The organism is Nonomuraea purpurea (genome assembly GCF_042650645.1).
Classification (GTDB): Bacteria; Actinomycetota; Actinomycetes; order Streptosporangiales; family Streptosporangiaceae; genus Nonomuraea; species Nonomuraea purpurea.
This window is the reverse complement of record NZ_JBHSBI010000013.1, coordinates 32,447-47,313: the sequence shown is the minus strand read 5'-3', so window position 1 is coordinate 47,313 and position 14,867 is coordinate 32,447. Positions and strand designations below refer to the sequence as shown.

Sequence of the window (14,867 nt, the reverse complement as noted above, 5' to 3'; positions counted from 1 at the left end):
CAGGGTCTCCCGGACCAAACGTCAGCAGGACACAGTCGGCTCCGCTGCGCAAGGCCGGTTCACGAAGGTTCTCCCTCCCGCACACGAACCAGACGGTCTTGCCGTCCGTTCTGGGATCGACACCCCACCGCTTGGAGTAGGCCGCGACGATCGTCAGCCCCCGGCCGTGCTCCTCGTCCGGACCGGCCGGGAGCGGAGTCGGCCACACCGCGCTGCGACCTGACGACTACTCCTGGTTTTCCCGCAAGCGCTTCCCCGAGCTGGCGGATGCCTACTGCTTCACCTACGTCCGCGGCCTGACGCCTGAGGAACTGGTGACCCGGCTCAGCGTCCGGGTTGAAGACTGCTCTCGCATGACGCTTGATGAGCTGATCCGGGGGCAAACGTTCGGTGCCGTCGCCGTTGGAGACTGGGTACTCCTCGTCGAACCCAACGGCGGACTTGGCGTCACCGAAGAGATCATGGTGCCGCTGTCGGCGGGCACTCGCCTCGTCTCCCAGTTCTACCTAGAGGTCAAAGGCATGGATTACTTCCACTGGCTCGACGATGGAAAGATCCGGTTCGAGTACCTGTACCAGGAGGGCTATTCCCACTGGATCGAGGACGGAAAGATCCGGCGCAAGTTCCCGCACCAGGAAGGTTACTCGGAGGAGATGCCGGACGAACTCGCAGAGACCATGGGGCGGATCGACTCCGTCTACCCACCGCTCGCAGACCTCTACGAAGGGCCGGCGTTCCTCCTGGCCGAGCGCCTCACTGAGATCACGATGACGCCGGAACTGCTGGAGGAGTCCACCTACCTGGGCGGAGGCGTTCCCAGAGCGAGGTGAGCAGAACCACCGTCCGCCGCAGGTTGGCGCGCGCGGTCAGTGATGTCCTTGGAGCGTCGATTCAAAGGCCGAGATGGGCGGTCAGGTCGGCCTTGAGGGTGTCGAGGTCGCGTGCGGCAAGGGCGCGCGCCTCCCCGGCCTCACTCTCCACCGGCACGACGACCTCCAGATAACACTTCAGCTTGGGTTCCGTGCCAGAAGGACGCACGACGACCCGGGCGTCGCCCGCCAGTCGGTACCGCAGCCCGTCAGTCGGCGGCAGGCCCCCGTCGCCCTTGGCCAGGTCGTCGGCTCCCACGACCTCCCGGCCCTCCAGCGCAGTGGGTGGGTGGGCGCGTAGGCGGGCCATGGCGTCGGCGATCAGGGAGAGGTCGGCGACGCGGAAGGAGAGCTGGGACGTGGCGTGCAGGCCGTAGCGGCGGGCCTGGTCGTCGAGGAGGTCGAGAAGGGTGCGGCCGGACTGCTTGGCCGAGGCCGCGATGGCGGCGGCGGTCAGGGCCGCGCCGATCCCGTCCTTGTCGCGTACCGGGAGGCCGGCGTCGGAGCCGACGCTGTAGCCGATGGCCTCCTCGTAGCCGAACACCAGCCCGGGGCCCGCCTTGATGATCCATTTGAAGCCGGTCAGGGTCTCGCCGTAGCGCACCCCATGGGCGTGGGCGATCTTGCCGAGGAGGGTCGAGGAGACGATGGTGGTGGCCACCATGCGGTCGCCGGTGGTGTGGGTGATCACGTGCTCGGCCAGCAGGGCCCCGACCTCGTCGCCCGTCAGCATGCGGCAGCCGCCGCCGGGGAGTGGCACGCCCACGGCGCACCGGTCGGCGTCCGGGTCGTTGGCCAGCACCAGGTCCGCGCCAGACCGAGCGGCCAGGGCGACGGCCAGGTCCATCGCGCCGGGTTCCTCCGGGTTGGGGAAGGAGACCGTGGGGAAATCGGGGTCGGGGTCGCGCTGCTCCTCGACCGCCGTCGGCGGGTCGAAGCCGGCGGCGGCGAAGGCCGCGCTCAGGGTGGCGGCCCCTACTCCGTGGAGCGGCGTGTAGGCGATCTTGAGATCGCGGGCCTCGCCCAGCGGGAGCGAGGTCAGCGCCCGGACGTAGGCGTCCACGATGTCCTCGTCCAGGTCCGTGAGCGTGCCGGGGGCGTGGAGGGGGAGCCGGTCGATGCGGTCCACGCCGTCGATGGCGGCCGAGATCTCGCTGTCGATCGGCGGTACGATCTGCGAGCCGTCGCCCCAGTAGACCTTGTAGCCGTTGTCGCGGGGCGGGTTGTGGCTGGCGGTGACCGTGACCCCGGCGTCCGCCCCGAGATGGCGTACGGCGAAGGCCAGGACGGGGGTGGGCAGCGGACGCGGCAGCAGGCTGGCGTGCAGGCCCGCGCCCGTCAGGACGGCGGCCGTGTCGCGGGCGAAGACGTCGGACTTGTGGCGGGCGTCGTAGCCGATGACCACGTGCTTGCCGGGACCGAGCACCTTGGCCAGGCCGGCGGCGGCGCGCATGACGGTGACGCGGTTCATCCGGTTGGGTCCCGCGCCCAGCTCTCCGCGCAGGCCCGCCGTCCCGAACTCCAGCTTGGCCCCGAAGCGCTCCTGCAGGGCGGCCGGGTCGCCGCGGTCGAGGATCGCGGCCAGTTCGGCGCGGGTGTCGGGGTCGGGGTCCTGGGCCAGCCAGAGCTCGGCCTGCCGGACGAGGGCATCGTTCGCAGCCTGGCCGGCAGCACGCCCGAAGTCGTTCACAGCCGGTCCAGGACCTTGGCCAGCAGCACGCCCATGCGGGCCGCCGTGGCGCGGCCGACCTGAAGGACCTCTTCGTGGTTGAGCGGCTCGTCGGACAGGCCCGCCCCCGGGTTGGTGACCAGGGAGAGGCCGAGGACGTCGAGGTTCGCCTCGCGGGCGGCGATCGCCTCAAGGACGGTGGACATACCGATCATGTCGCCCCCGAGCGTGCGCAGCATGCGGATCTCGGCGGGCGTCTCGTAGGTGGGCCCGCGGAAGGCGACGTACACGCCCTCGGAAAGGGTCGGGTCGATCTCGCGGACCAGGTCGCGCAGGCGGCGCGAGTAGACCTCGGTGAGGTCGATGAACGTGGTGCCGGTGATCGGGTTGGCCCCGGTCATGTTGACGTGGTCGCTGATCAGGACCGGGTCGCCGACGCTCTGCGTCTCGGGGCGCAGGCCGCCCGCCGCGTTGGTGAGCACGACGGTGCGGACCCCGACCGCGGCTGCCGTGCGTACGCCGTGCACGACCGCGTCCACCCCCAGCCCCTCGTAGAGGTGGGTGCGTCCGAGGAAGACCAGCGCGTGCCGCCCTGCCGGGGTGCGCACGACGCGGATCTTGCCGCCGTGCCCCGCCACGGCCGGGGCGCGGAAGCCGGGCAGATCGGTGAACGGGATCTCGGCCAGCGTCTCGCCGATCGCGTCGGCGGCGGGGACCCACCCCGACCCCATGACGAGCGCCACGTCGAAGGTGTCGAGGCCGACGGCGTCGCGCAGGGCCGCCGCGGCCTCGCCGGCCAGGGTATACGGGTCTTTGCTCACAGCTCAGTAGTTTAGGAGGAGCCTGTCCAGTACTCGTACGCCGAACTGCAGCGCCTCCACCGGCACCCGCTCGTCCACGCCGTGGAACATCGCGGCGAAGTCCATGTCGACGGGCAGTCGCAGCGGCACGAACCCGAACCCGCGCACCCCGAGGTCGGCGAAGAACGTCTTGTTGTCGGTGCCGCCCGACATGCAGTACGGGATCGCCCGCGCGGCCGGGTCCTCGGCCTTCAGCGCCGCGATCATCGACTCGACCAGGGCGCCGTCGAACGTGGTCTCCAACGCGATGTCGTGGTGCACGAACTCGCGCCGCACCTTGGGCCCGAGCAGCGTGTCGATGGTCTTGAAGAACTCGTCCTCGAACCCCGGCAGGAACCGCCCGTCGACCACGGCCTCGGCCTGGCCGGGGATCACGTTCGACTTGTAGCCGGCGGTGAGCTGGGTCGGGTTGGTGGTGTTGCTCAGGGTCGCGCCGACGAAACGCACCAGAGGGCCGATCTTGTCCAGGATCGGCTGGGGGTCGTTCTCGTCGAACGGGATGCCGAAGGCGTCGGCGACCTCGGTGAGGAACGTGCGGACCGTGGGGGTGTAGGTCAGCGGCCAGTCGTGGTCGCCGATCCTGGACACCGCCCTGGCGATCTCGGTGACGGCGTTGTCGGAGTTGAGCATCGAGCCGTGGCCGGCGGTGCCGTCGGCGATCAGCTTCATCCAGGCCAGGCCCTTCTGGGCCGTCTCGATCAGGTAGAGACGCAGCGACGGGTCGACCTCAAGGGAGTAGCCGCCGACCTCGCTGATCGCCTCGGTGACGCCCTCGAACAGCTCGGGGTGGTGGGCCGTGAGGTACTTGGCGCCGTACACGCCGCCTGCCTCCTCGTCGGCCACCCAGGCGAAGACCAGGTCGCGGCGCGGCTTGCGCCCCTCGCGCTTGAGCTGGCGCAGCAGGGCCAGCATCATCGCGTCCATGTCCTTCATGTCGACGGCGCCGCGGCCCCAGATGTAGCCGTCGCGCACCTCGCCGGCGAACGGGTCGACCGACCAGTCGGCGGCGTTGGCGGGCACCACGTCGAGGTGGCCGTGCACGAGCAGGGCGGGCAGGGACGGGTCGCTGCCCTCGACGCGGGTGATCACGTTGCCGCGTCCCGGCTCGCTCTCGATGTAGGTGGCCTCGATGCCGACCTCGTCCAGTCTGGCCATCACGACCTCGGCGGCGGCCCGCTCGCCGGGGCCGCTGCCGTCGCCGTAGTTGCTGCTGTCGACGCGGATCAGCTCCACGCAGAGGTCGGCGACTTCCTTCTCGGCGGGTGTCATCGTGTTGTCTCCCAACGGGGGTCGAGCGTGAGCAGTCCGGACTTGTGGAGGTGACCGCGTTTGTAGGCGCGGGTGATCAGGGTGAGATCGACGTCGGTGATCTCGTCGTGGCTGCCGACGACGCCGGTCATGAAGCGGTACAGATCGGCCTCGTGGGCGGCCACGACCTGGACGATCAGGGAATGGCTGCCCGTTGTGGCGGCACAGTAACGGACATTGGGGTGCGCGGCCAGCCGCTGGCCCACCAGATCGAGCCCGTGCGGGCGGACCTTGAGCCACAGCATGGCCTCGACCTCCAGCCCGAGCAGCGCGGGCTCCACCTCGGCGCGCGGCAGCAGCAGGCGGCGTTCGATCAGCGAGGTCACCCGCCGGCGCGCGGTCGGCACGGAGACGTCGAGGCGCTCGGCGACGGTGGTGAAGGCGATGCGGCCGTCCTCGGCCAGCAGCTCGGCGATCTCCTGCTCCAGAGGTGACAGGCCCTCCTCATCCAGCAGGCCGCCGGTGAGCACGGCGGGCCGCAGCTCGGCGACCTCCTGCTCGCTCAGGTACGGCGCGTGCCACTCGGCGACGGTTCTGAACGTGTGCAGCACGACCTGGGTCTGCGTCCGCACGATCCCGTCGATGTCGCAGATCTGCGTGGACAGGATGTGGTGCAGGTCCTCGCGGGAGGGGGAGACCAGCTCGCAGCCGAGGTCGGCGGCGCCGGTGAGGGAGTAGACAGAACGCGTGTCGGCGCGCTCGGCCAGCGCCTTGGCCACATGCGCCGCCGTGCCGGGACGCACCCGGACGTGCAGGTGCATCGGGCGTCCGTGGCCCGTGCGCAGGTCGTCGTAGATGGCGGTGACCCGCACCTCGCCGTCGGCCAGCAGGCGCTGCAGCCGACGGGCGACCGTGCGTTCGTGCTCGCCCACGGCCCTGCCGATCTCGCCCCACGAGGCCCGGGGGCTGACTTGGAGCGCGGCGACGAGGCGCCGGTCGAGAACGTCCACGATCTACCGTCTCTATGTCGGATTTGTAAAAGATTGGCGAGAAGTTTGACTGTTTCAGTCGGTCGACTGCACAGTAAGCCATCATCTCGGTTGTCAGCAAAGGAGCCCCCCGTGGCGACCTCTCCCGTGGCGCAATCACCGCTCGGCATCCCCAAAAGCCGCGTCCGCCAGCTCATGGCGGCCAGTGTCGGCAATGTCGTGGAGTGGTACGACTGGTATGCGTACACGTTTTTGGCGACGTATTTCTCCGCTCAGGTCTTCCCCACGTCCACCGGCAACAGCCTGGTGCCGCTGCTGAGCTCGTTCGCGGTCTTCGCCGTGGGCTTCTTCATGCGGCCGCTGGGCGGCCTGCTGGTCGGGGCCTTCGCCGACAGGTACGGACGCAAGTCCGCGATGACGTTCACGATCGTGCTGATGGGCGCCGGCTCGTTGCTCGTGGGCCTGACCCCCACCTACGAGGCGGTGGGCCTGCTGGCGCCGATCATCCTGACGCTGGCCAGGCTCATCCAGGGCCTGTCGGTGGGCGGTGAGTTCGCCGCCGCGACCACGTTCCTGGTGGAGTCGGCCCCGCCCGGACGGCGCGGCCTGTTTTCAAGCTTCCAGTACGTCAGCACCACCATCGGCCAGCTTCTGGCCTCCGGGCTGGCGGCGCTGCTGGCCACGGCCCTGGCCCAGACCGACATGGACTCCTACGGCTGGCGCATCCCGTTCATCGTGGGCGCCGTGCTCAGCCTCGTCGGCCTGTGGATCCGCAAGGGCGCCGACGAGACCTCGGCCGTGGTGGGGGAGATCCAGCGGGGCGAGGCCGAGCGGCCGAAGCTGTTCGACTTCCTCAGGCACCATCCGAAGTCCGCGCTCACGATCGTCGGCATCACGATCGCGGGAACCGTCGCGTACTACACCTGGACCAGTTTCCTGCCCACCTACGCCCAGATCATCGTGAACTTCGACAAGGCGGACTCGCTGCAGGTCGGCACGATCTCGCTGGTGTTCTTCATGATCCTGCAGCCGCTCCTGGGCATGCTGTCGGACCGGGTCGGGCGCAGGCCGATGCTGATCACGTTCGGGGTCGGGTTCCTGCTGCTGCCCGTGCCGCTGCTCGGGCTGCTCACCACCGACTACTGGAGCCTGCTGATCGTGCAGCTCATCGGCATGGTCTTCCTCGGCTGCTTCACCTCGATCTCGGCCGCGGTGAACTCCGAGCTCTTCCCGACCAGGGTGCGCGCGGCCGGGGCGGGCTTCCCGTACTCGCTGACCGTGGCCATTTTCGGCGGCACCGCCCCGCTGATCGGCACCGCGCTGCAGGAGGCCAAGAACCCGGGGCTCTTCCCGTGGTACATGTCGGCGCTGGCGCTCATCTCCACACTCGTGTATGTCTTCGTGCTGCGCGAGACCAAGGACCGGCCGCTCGACTAGCGGGTGAGGTCGACGATGCCGGGACAACACCCTGCGAATATGGACGGCGATCAACCGGCCATCTGGGCGTTTGCCGGTCTTCCACAGTCGGCCCAGGGTGGATGGCACTAGATTGGCCAACGATGATCCTTGGGTGGAGGAATGATGTGGGAAGAGCGGTTCGCCGAGTTGTCGACTGTCGCCGCGCGGCAGAACGGAATGATCACTGCCGCGCAGGCGAGCCGTATCGATGTCGATGAAGCCGCCCTGGCCCACCTCACTGACGCGGGACTGCTGATGGAGCTGGACTGGGCGGTCCATCAGCTGCCGTGGAGCTCGCTCGGCCCCCGGTACGCCTTCCCGTACGCCGCCTGGCTGGCTCTGGAGCCCGCGAGCTACGCCTGGGAGAGAGTGCCGGACGCCGTGCTCTCCCACGAGTCGGCCTGCGGACTGCACGGCCTTGGCTCCCTGACGAGCCCTTTGATCATCTTCACCACGATCGCCGAGCGCGCGGCGCCCAAGGGCACGAAGCTCAATCTGTCGCCGCTCGGGGCCGACGACGTCGCCCTGGTCAAGGGCGTACCGGTGACGACCGCCCAGCGCACCATCGTCGATCTCGTGACCGACTGGACCGACCACGGAGCCCTGCGCCGCGTCCTGATGGACGCGCTCCTGCGGGACCTGGTGGAGCTTACGGAAGTCCACCGGGCACTGGCGCCGCTGGCGGCCCGGCACGAGTTCCCGGCCGACGGCACGGAGTTCGTCCAGTACTTCATCCCCGACCTGACCCCTGCCCAGCTTTCACCCCGCAACCGGCGCGGCTACACGGCCCTGATGTCCCCGGACCGGGTGGCGGACGTGGAGCCCGAGGTGGCCCGCCTGATCGAGGCCGCGGGCGGCGCCCCGGACGCGCAGGCCGTACGGGACATCGCCGCCGACATCGTGGCTCAGACCGGTTCCCCCGGATAGAGCTCATTCCAGAGCCGCCACAGAAACGCCCGCGGACTGCCATCGGGTAGCGCACAGCCGCGAACAAGTCGGGCGGCACCGCCCCCGGGATCGTGAGAGCACGGCGCGGTTCCACCCTGAATCGCGCCATCTCCGCATCGCCCGGCCGCCGGTTCGACCTACGGTGTGGTGACCACACGGATGGCAGCGCGAAGGTCGTCGATCTCCTCCTGCTCGAGCTGGAAGACTCGCAGGTCCTCGACGGCCTGCGGAAGGAACTCGGGTGCGGCGAGCATGGACTTCAGCGCCTGCGTGACGGCGATGGCCCGCTCGCTCAGGTCGGTCTCGTACGCCCGGTGAATGCGGATGCCCTCAGCGGTGATCCGGTTGTGCTCGTGGTGCAACACGGCGTACGGGTGCACCACGGAGACGCCGTCGTACTCCTCGTCGGTCGCGAACCGGGGCTCAAGCACCCCCAGCAGGGTGAGCCGGATGGCATGCCACTTGCGGCTGATCTCCTCCGGCGTGCGCGCATCGGTGCGCAGCCATCGGCGTAGCTGGTCCGCGTAGTACTCGCTGCGTTCCCAGTCGGCCTGCGACCAGGGCGTCCACCTGTCGCCGCGGATCTCGATACTACGGCCGAGCCGCAGTGGCCAGCGGTCCATCTCCCCACTTCGCACAAGCCTGTCCACCCGATCGGCGGTGATCGCCACTCGTGCGGCTTGGTAGACGGCGACCGGCCGGCCGCGCCTGTTCTCCGGATCGGGCAGGTCCGGCCCGAACAGCACGCGCCGGATCGTGCTCAGCGGTGCAGGGCCCATCTCCTCGACGTTGAACCGCAGGACGGGCCGGCCGCGCTCGTCGAACTGGGAATAGCCGCTCTGCGAGACCGCTTGCTCGGACTTCCCGTACGCCCAGTCCTGCCAGTACATCATCCAGCGGTTGCCCTTGTTGCCGTCGTGCTCGCGGGCCTCGAAGTAGACCGTGGGCACACCGAGCATGATCGGGATCTCCAGCGCGCCGCTCTCGATGCCGAGTTGGACCACGTCGTGGGTGTTGTTCAGGTAGTGGAAGAACAGGGCCTGCTCGCCGTAGGTCAGCTGCTGGCCGCCGTTGCGTGCCGGGTCCCAGAACTTCACCAGCGTGCGGGTGTCCACGCCGTCCAGCACACCTTCCCGTCGCCAGTCTTCCTCCAGCTCGGGTCGGCCCACCAGGACGTCGTCACCGATCAGGGCGATGCGCCGCCTGGGATTCTCGGCGCGCAGCGCCTCGATGGTCTGCCGCACGTGCTCGGGGCGAGTGTCCAGGTGTGGGCCGTGCGGTCCGCCGATCGGCTCGCCCCGACTGTCGCGGATCCAGATCAGGGCGTACTCGTCCGCCTGCCCGTTGGCCTCGCGCAGCCGGTCGATCACATTTTGCGCCCGCGCCCGGCGTCGTTCGGCCGTCGCCGGGTCCGGGCCGAGCAGCCGTTCCACCATGCGCTGCCGTGCCTGGACGGGATCGGCCTGGATCGCTCGCAGCGCGAAGAACTGGGCCCGCTGCCAGCGCGTGCTGTGGTATTTGAGCTTCTGGCTGTTGTGGGCATAGGCGATGCGGATCCGCTCCGGTTCGATGCCGTAGTCCTCGATCAGGCGCTGCCGCATGTTGAGCGCGTCGCTCAGCGGCTTGGCCTGGAGGTCGAGGACATCGTCGACGAGTGTCGCGGGGCCGATATCCGTGATGCTCTGCCCGCGGGTCGCTCGGCGTTTGACCGCGGCGTCGGCCTGGCCCGCTTCCAGGCCGCTCGGGGTGGGGCCCAGGTGGGCGATGTGCGACTGGTGCGCGGCCCACCCAAAGGCGTTGAGGCCGCGGTTCGGCTCGAAGGCGATCTCGATCGTCAGTTCCGGGTCGGCCATCAGGGCCGCCGCATGACTGTACAGCTCGCCGCGCTGGTGAGCGTAGAACCGCAGGTGTTTGTAGTTGCTGTTACCCGGGCCCGGGATGTCGGTCAGCTCGGTGTAAGCCGAGGTCCACATCAGCTTGTCGGTGATGTATTTCAGCTTCTGCTCAGGTGAGAGGTCAGTGCGCTCCTTGAGAGTGCTCAACGCGACGTCCAGCCCGCCCGCCGACAGAGCGTCCCAGGTGGCGATCCACGTCTGATCCGTGTCTATGGGCGACGGCGGCACGTGCAGAGGCATCGCGAGCTGCCGCATGTTCGGGGTACCGACGGGCGCGATCACGTCGTCGTCGGTGACCGGCTCTTGGGCGCTGTCCGTGGAAATCCACTGGAGGAGCTCGGGGTCCCAGCGGCCCGGGGGCGGTGGCTCTTCTCGCAGCATCGGGTCCAGGAACGCCCTCATGATCGGCTCGGCCTCGGTGAGACCGCCGTAGGGGAGGCCGGGTGTCGTCCTGGCGTAGCCCTCGAACTTGCCGACCCAGTCGGGGCTGGGGACCTCGAAGGCGGGCGGCGCCTTGAGCTGCTCACCCTGCTCGATGCGCCAGGCGAACTCCTTGTGGAGCATGTCGTGCGTGGCCTGCGCGTCCCACGACGAGTTCATGATGACCATGATGAGATCGACCATGTCCTGGGTTCGGGCCGGCAGGTCGCCCATCTTGCAGTTGAACAGGCCCCCACCCCGGGAGACGCAGTCGTCGCAGCGGGTCTGCAGCGTCCTGATGCCATGCGTGTACATGCCTGACACCTTGTGCGCCATCGTGTCCTCGAGAGAGAGCACCCGGAGGTTCGGCGCCTCGCCAGGGTGCCCGGTCGTGAGGATCTGGTCAGGGAAGGGGATGACGTCCGGCTCCTTCCAAACCGGGCGCGTTCGCGGCGGCGCGAGGTCCGCGCTGAGCGTCATGATCTCCATGTCGCCGCAGTAGATCTTGTGCGCGATCCGGACGGCCTTGCCGTGCAGGATGTACGCCTTCGACTCCCGTACGAAGCGCAGATGGTCACCGTGGTCACGGGCCAGCGCGGCCTCGTACTCGTCGGCCATTACATCCGGGTCGGAGTCGCCCGAGATGCGGACAAGGTCGATGTCCGTGCTCGCGCGGCCCCCGGGGTTCCTGGCGAGCATGGCCTGCCCGCCCTTGAGCATCCAGTCCTCCGGGTTGGCGGCGTAGATGCGGCCGAGGGCCCGCTGGAGTGCGAACTGCTGCAGTTCGTCGAGCGGGGCTGTGCCACGGCGGTCCGCCTCGGCGCGAACCTCGCTCATGAGGTGGCGCCAGAACCTCAGGAACTGCCGGGGGTTGCCGTCCTGGCCCGGGTTGCCGGACTGGTCCGGCGACGGTCGTGCCGCGTTGAACCCGATGACGGGGTCGCTGCCGGGCGGCACCGAGGCCGAATCTTCGGCCGGCGGCGGGGTGGTCGAGTCCTCGGCCGGCGGCGCGGCAATCAAGTTCAGGGCCGGCAGCGCGGCGGTCGGGTCACCGGCCGGCGGCGAAGCGGCCGCCAGGCCCACGCCGGGCAGGGTGATGCCCGACCTCTGGAACGCCAGGGTGTTCTCCGGCGTGCTCATGTTCGCGGCGATCCCCTGGCGCAGGGCCGTCATCCCACTCTCGCCGGGCCGGCGCGTCACCCGAGCCGCGATCGCGGTCAGGATCCGGAACTGCAGCTTGGTCACCGGATCGGCCGGATTGTTGCCCATCGTCTCGTTGATCCGCCGGCTGAGCGTGTCGACGCCGGGCGGGGTGTCGTCCATCAGCAGCGTGGACAGCATCTGCGCGCTGCCGAGCTCCTCGAGGGAGAAGTTGTACTCCGGCCCGCTGTCGTAGAACCGCGTGACCGCCGCGACCAGCGCCTCCGTGTACGCCAGCTGCTCCTGGGTCACCAGCGCCCCGTCCCCGAACAGCAGGTTCGCCCGTTCCAGCAGCTTCATGTGCCGCACGAGCGGGGTGTCGCCGGGCGGGAACCGGTCGAGCAGCATCCGTACGTCGCCGGGCAGCCAGGCGGCGGGGTCGTACTCCGGGCGCGTCCACTCCTCGGCCGGCACCGGGTCGGCCGGGAGGGTGAGGGGGGCCTCCGGACGGGCTGTTCCCACCGGGACGAGCCGGTAAAGGTGCTGGAGGTGCCGGTCCCGCAACGACACCGCCTCGGGCACCAGGTGGCCGTCCCGGTCCAGGACGTAACGTGCCTGCGCCCATATGTGGAAGCCGTGGCCGAGCAGGTTCGCGTCGGTGTGGACGTCCGGGGAGGACAGTGCCTGGCGCGTGGGGTCGATCGGGTTGACGTACTCGTCGAGCATCCCGAACAGATGCATCGTCTCGTGCGCGAAGACGACCGGCTCCATGCCGGCGCGCCAGTTGATGTAGTCGGTGGGCGTTTGGGTACGGTAGTCCGCCATCTGAGTCAGCGGCGTCGCGATCGGCGCTCCTTCGGCATACCAGGTGCTGCGGTCGGCCAAGTCGAACGCGCGGGTGCCGGTCCCGCGACGGATCGTGACGGGCCTGTCGCGCGGCGACCTCCGCCGGGTCTCCTCCATCTCCATTCGTACGTGCAGCTGTGAGCCGTCCGGTAGTACGTGCTGGTAGTTGTAGTAGAGGTCGATGCCAGTGAGCAGGCTGGTACGCGCGGTCTGGATCTCCTCCGCGGTGAGACCCACCGCCACGAAGCGGACCTTGACCGTGAACTCGGTGATCAGGCGCGAGCCGCCCTCCCACGGGACCAGGATCTTGCGTACGTCCACTTGGGCCGCCCCGGAGGTCGGCAGATTGGGCACGGTGACGGCGGATGGGGGCGCCGAGCGGCGCAGATGCTCCCACTGGGGGGCGAGCGGCACCGTCCGCGGGTCCAGGGCGTTGGCGTGCTGCTGCGGGGAGCCGACGGGCCCTTCCATGTTGAGCAGAGGCGTGCGGTGGGCGTGATCCAGCGGGTTGAGCTGCGCCAGGACACTGCTCGTGTCGTCACCGAAGGGGTCCGCCGCGGCTGGGCCCAGGCCCGGCGTCGCGGCCGCCATGCTGCTGGCCGGGGCGTCGGAGGCCGGCGCAGGTGCGACTCCGGCGGAGGTGTCGGGGGCGGTGTCGGCCGCGGGCGCGTCGTTGTAGACGTTGATGAGGCGGTCGATGTTGCTGGTGGGCCGCTGGACGTCGGGGCGCGCGCTCTGGTCGGTGTCCGGTTGTGTCGCGGTGTCGGGCTGCGCCACGGTGTCGGGTTGTGTCGCGGTGTCGGGCTGCGCCACGGTGTCGGGTTGTGTCGCGGTGTCGGGTTGTGTCGCGGTGTCCGGTTGCGCCACGGTGTCCGGTTGCGCGCTGTTCGCCTGTGCCGTGTCCGGTTCCGTCGTGTTCGGCTGTGCCGTGTCCGCCTGCGTATTGTCCGGTTCCTGCGCGCTGTCCGGTTCCTGCCGGGGCTCCGACTCCTGCTGGTCGGAGCGGGCGTCGCGGGTGGTGGACTGGCGCTGGTCCAGGTCTGCCTGCGACCCAGTGGAGTGCTGCTGTCCCGCGGATGAGGACGAGGACGGCGACGTCTGGGGTGAGCTGGGTGTGGTGAGGGTGGCCGCCTGACGGCCGAGGCCGGCGGCTCCCGCGGCGTTCGCCGGTTGGCCGGGCGTGCTGGGCTGGCCCGGCGTGCCGCCCTGGTAGGTGATGTTCCCCGTGCCTGCCGGTCCCGACGGTCCCGACGGCCCCGATGGTCCCGACGGCGGCGGACCGCCTGCCGGCCCCGCGTCGTCCGGCGGAGCTGCCGGGGCGGAGGTGGCCCTGGCCAGATCGGTGGTCGCGGCCGTGGTCATGGCGGAGTCCAGCGCGGCGGCCGGGTTGAACAGCGCCCCCGCCACGCTGGGATTGAACGGGCTGATCGTGTTCGTACGCCCCGCGCCGCCCATGAAGCCGCCAAGGAGCGAGTCGGCTGTCGGCGGGGCCCACTGTCCATACACGAGACCGTTGGCCACGAAGCTGCCCGCGGGAGAGGCCACCACGTTGTTGAGGCCGGTGTTGAGCACCCGCCCGGGGAAGCGCCGGAACGCGTTGCCCCAGCCGGGCAGGTCGGCGGCCGTACGGTTGAGCCGGCCGATGCCCGGGATCCGGTTGGTGAGCCGCGACACCGGGTTGCCCAGCTTGGTGCCCACGACGGCGCCGGTCGCGGCCCCGATCGCCGCCGCCAAGGTCTTGTCCCAGTCCCAGCTCGTCCTGGTGCCCATCTTGATCTGCTGGTACTGCGTGTAGGCGTCGATGAAGACCTCTTCACCGATCTCCTCCACGAGTTCGTGCACCAACGCGGCCGACGCCGCCCGGCCGGCCAGCGAGGACCCGGCCAGCGTGGTGAGCCGGGCGGCCCCGGCGACTCCGGCGGGGCGGGCCGCCGCGAGTCCCAGGCGGGCGAGGATCTTCGCGATCGTGGCCCTTAGACCGGCCGCCGCCGGGCCGACTGCCGCGGTGCTCGCACCGGCGGAGAAGAACGTGGCGATGAGCGCGATGGCGATCGCGACGACGGCCACCCAGAAGGCCACGTTGATGGAGATTTTGGAGTACTGCGTCTCCAGCGCGAAGGCGTCGACCTGGTGGGCGTACTGGTAGTGACCGGTCATCTTGGCCATGGCACCGGTCTGTTCGTCGTACATCTGCCCGACTCGGGCGAAGGCGGGCGGCCGGGCCGGCGAGTCCCACTCGTTGCCGATGACGTTCAGCGCGCTGCCGGTGGGCTCGAAGGCGCCGGCGTAGGCGTTGACGCCGGCGATGTGCGCCTCGCGCAGCTTGTACAGCCCGCTCTCGCTGGCCTTGGGCCACGGCTGACCCGCCATGAGCATCGGGATCAGCCAGGAGACCACCCAGTCCGGCAGCTTCTCCGTCTCCCAGACGGGCTGCACGTCCGTGGTCGCGGCCTTGCCGAAACCCTCCTTGGACGCCTGCCCGCCCGGCGTCTGGGAATTGACGTCGCCGCGGCCCCCCGCCACCC

Annotated in this window: 8 protein-coding genes; 3 read left to right on the top strand and 5 right to left on the bottom strand. The window is 69.8% G+C overall.

The window, feature by feature from the left end; all coding sequences use genetic code 11:
- The first annotated feature begins 149 nt into the window (after positions 1-149).
- Entirely contained in the window at positions 150-830 is a 681-nt protein-coding gene (locus tag ACFOY2_RS25265) for a DUF6461 domain-containing protein (RefSeq protein WP_379530781.1), read from the top strand.
- A gap of 61 nt (positions 831-891) precedes the next feature.
- Here ACFOY2_RS25265 and ACFOY2_RS25260 read toward each other — a convergent pair whose 3' ends face one another.
- Genes ACFOY2_RS25260 through ACFOY2_RS25245 form a run of 4 tightly spaced genes read right to left on the bottom strand, consistent with a single transcriptional unit; the run spans position 892 to position 5,656 of the window.
- Entirely contained in the window at positions 892-2,559 is a 1,668-nt protein-coding gene (locus ACFOY2_RS25260; RefSeq protein ID WP_379530566.1) for a phospho-sugar mutase, read from the bottom strand.
- The gene (locus tag ACFOY2_RS25255) at positions 2,556-3,359 is read right to left on the bottom strand and encodes a purine-nucleoside phosphorylase (protein ID WP_379530565.1); all 804 of its coding nucleotides are present in this window, start codon (positions 3,357-3,359) and stop codon (positions 2,556-2,558) included. Before ACFOY2_RS25255 ends, ACFOY2_RS25260 begins: the two co-directional genes overlap by 4 nt.
- A 3-nt stretch (positions 3,360-3,362) precedes the next feature.
- Positions 3,363-4,667, bottom strand: a complete 1,305-nt coding sequence (locus ACFOY2_RS25250) for a M20/M25/M40 family metallo-hydrolase (RefSeq protein ID WP_379530564.1) — start codon at positions 4,665-4,667, stop codon at positions 3,363-3,365.
- Positions 4,664-5,656, bottom strand: coding sequence for an Lrp/AsnC family transcriptional regulator (locus ACFOY2_RS25245; RefSeq protein WP_379530563.1), 993 nt, complete (start codon positions 5,654-5,656; stop codon positions 4,664-4,666). The genes ACFOY2_RS25250 and ACFOY2_RS25245 overlap by 4 nt, the downstream gene beginning before the upstream one ends.
- A 111-nt stretch (positions 5,657-5,767) precedes the next feature.
- Here ACFOY2_RS25245 and ACFOY2_RS25240 point away from each other — a divergent pair, with 111 nt between their 5' ends.
- Together ACFOY2_RS25240 and ACFOY2_RS25235 are read left to right on the top strand one after the other, a co-directional pair.
- Positions 5,768-7,072, top strand: coding sequence for an MFS transporter (locus tag ACFOY2_RS25240; protein ID WP_379530562.1), 1,305 nt, complete (start codon positions 5,768-5,770; stop codon positions 7,070-7,072).
- 141 nt (positions 7,073-7,213) lie between these two features.
- Positions 7,214-8,020 (top strand): hypothetical protein, encoded by an 807-nt coding sequence (locus ACFOY2_RS25235; protein ID WP_379530561.1) that lies wholly within the window; start codon positions 7,214-7,216, stop codon positions 8,018-8,020.
- Between the two features lie 158 nt (positions 8,021-8,178).
- On the opposite strand, the gene ACFOY2_RS25230 is transcribed toward ACFOY2_RS25235, so the two are convergent.
- Positions 8,179-14,865: a nucleotidyl transferase AbiEii/AbiGii toxin family protein gene (locus ACFOY2_RS25230; RefSeq protein ID WP_379530560.1), complete on the bottom strand. Its 6,687-nt coding sequence runs from the start codon at positions 14,863-14,865 to the stop codon at positions 8,179-8,181.
- Positions 14,866-14,867 lie beyond the last annotated feature (2 nt).

Bases quoted from the DNA above. Each gene is read 5' to 3' on its own strand.
- ACFOY2_RS25250 (WP_379530564.1), bottom strand. From the start codon at position 4,667: ATGACACCCGCCGAGAAGGAAGTCGCCGACCTCTGCGTGGAGCTGATC.
- ACFOY2_RS25235 (WP_379530561.1), top strand. From the start codon at position 7,214: ATGATGTGGGAAGAGCGGTTCGCCGAGTTGTCGACTGTCGCCGCGCGG.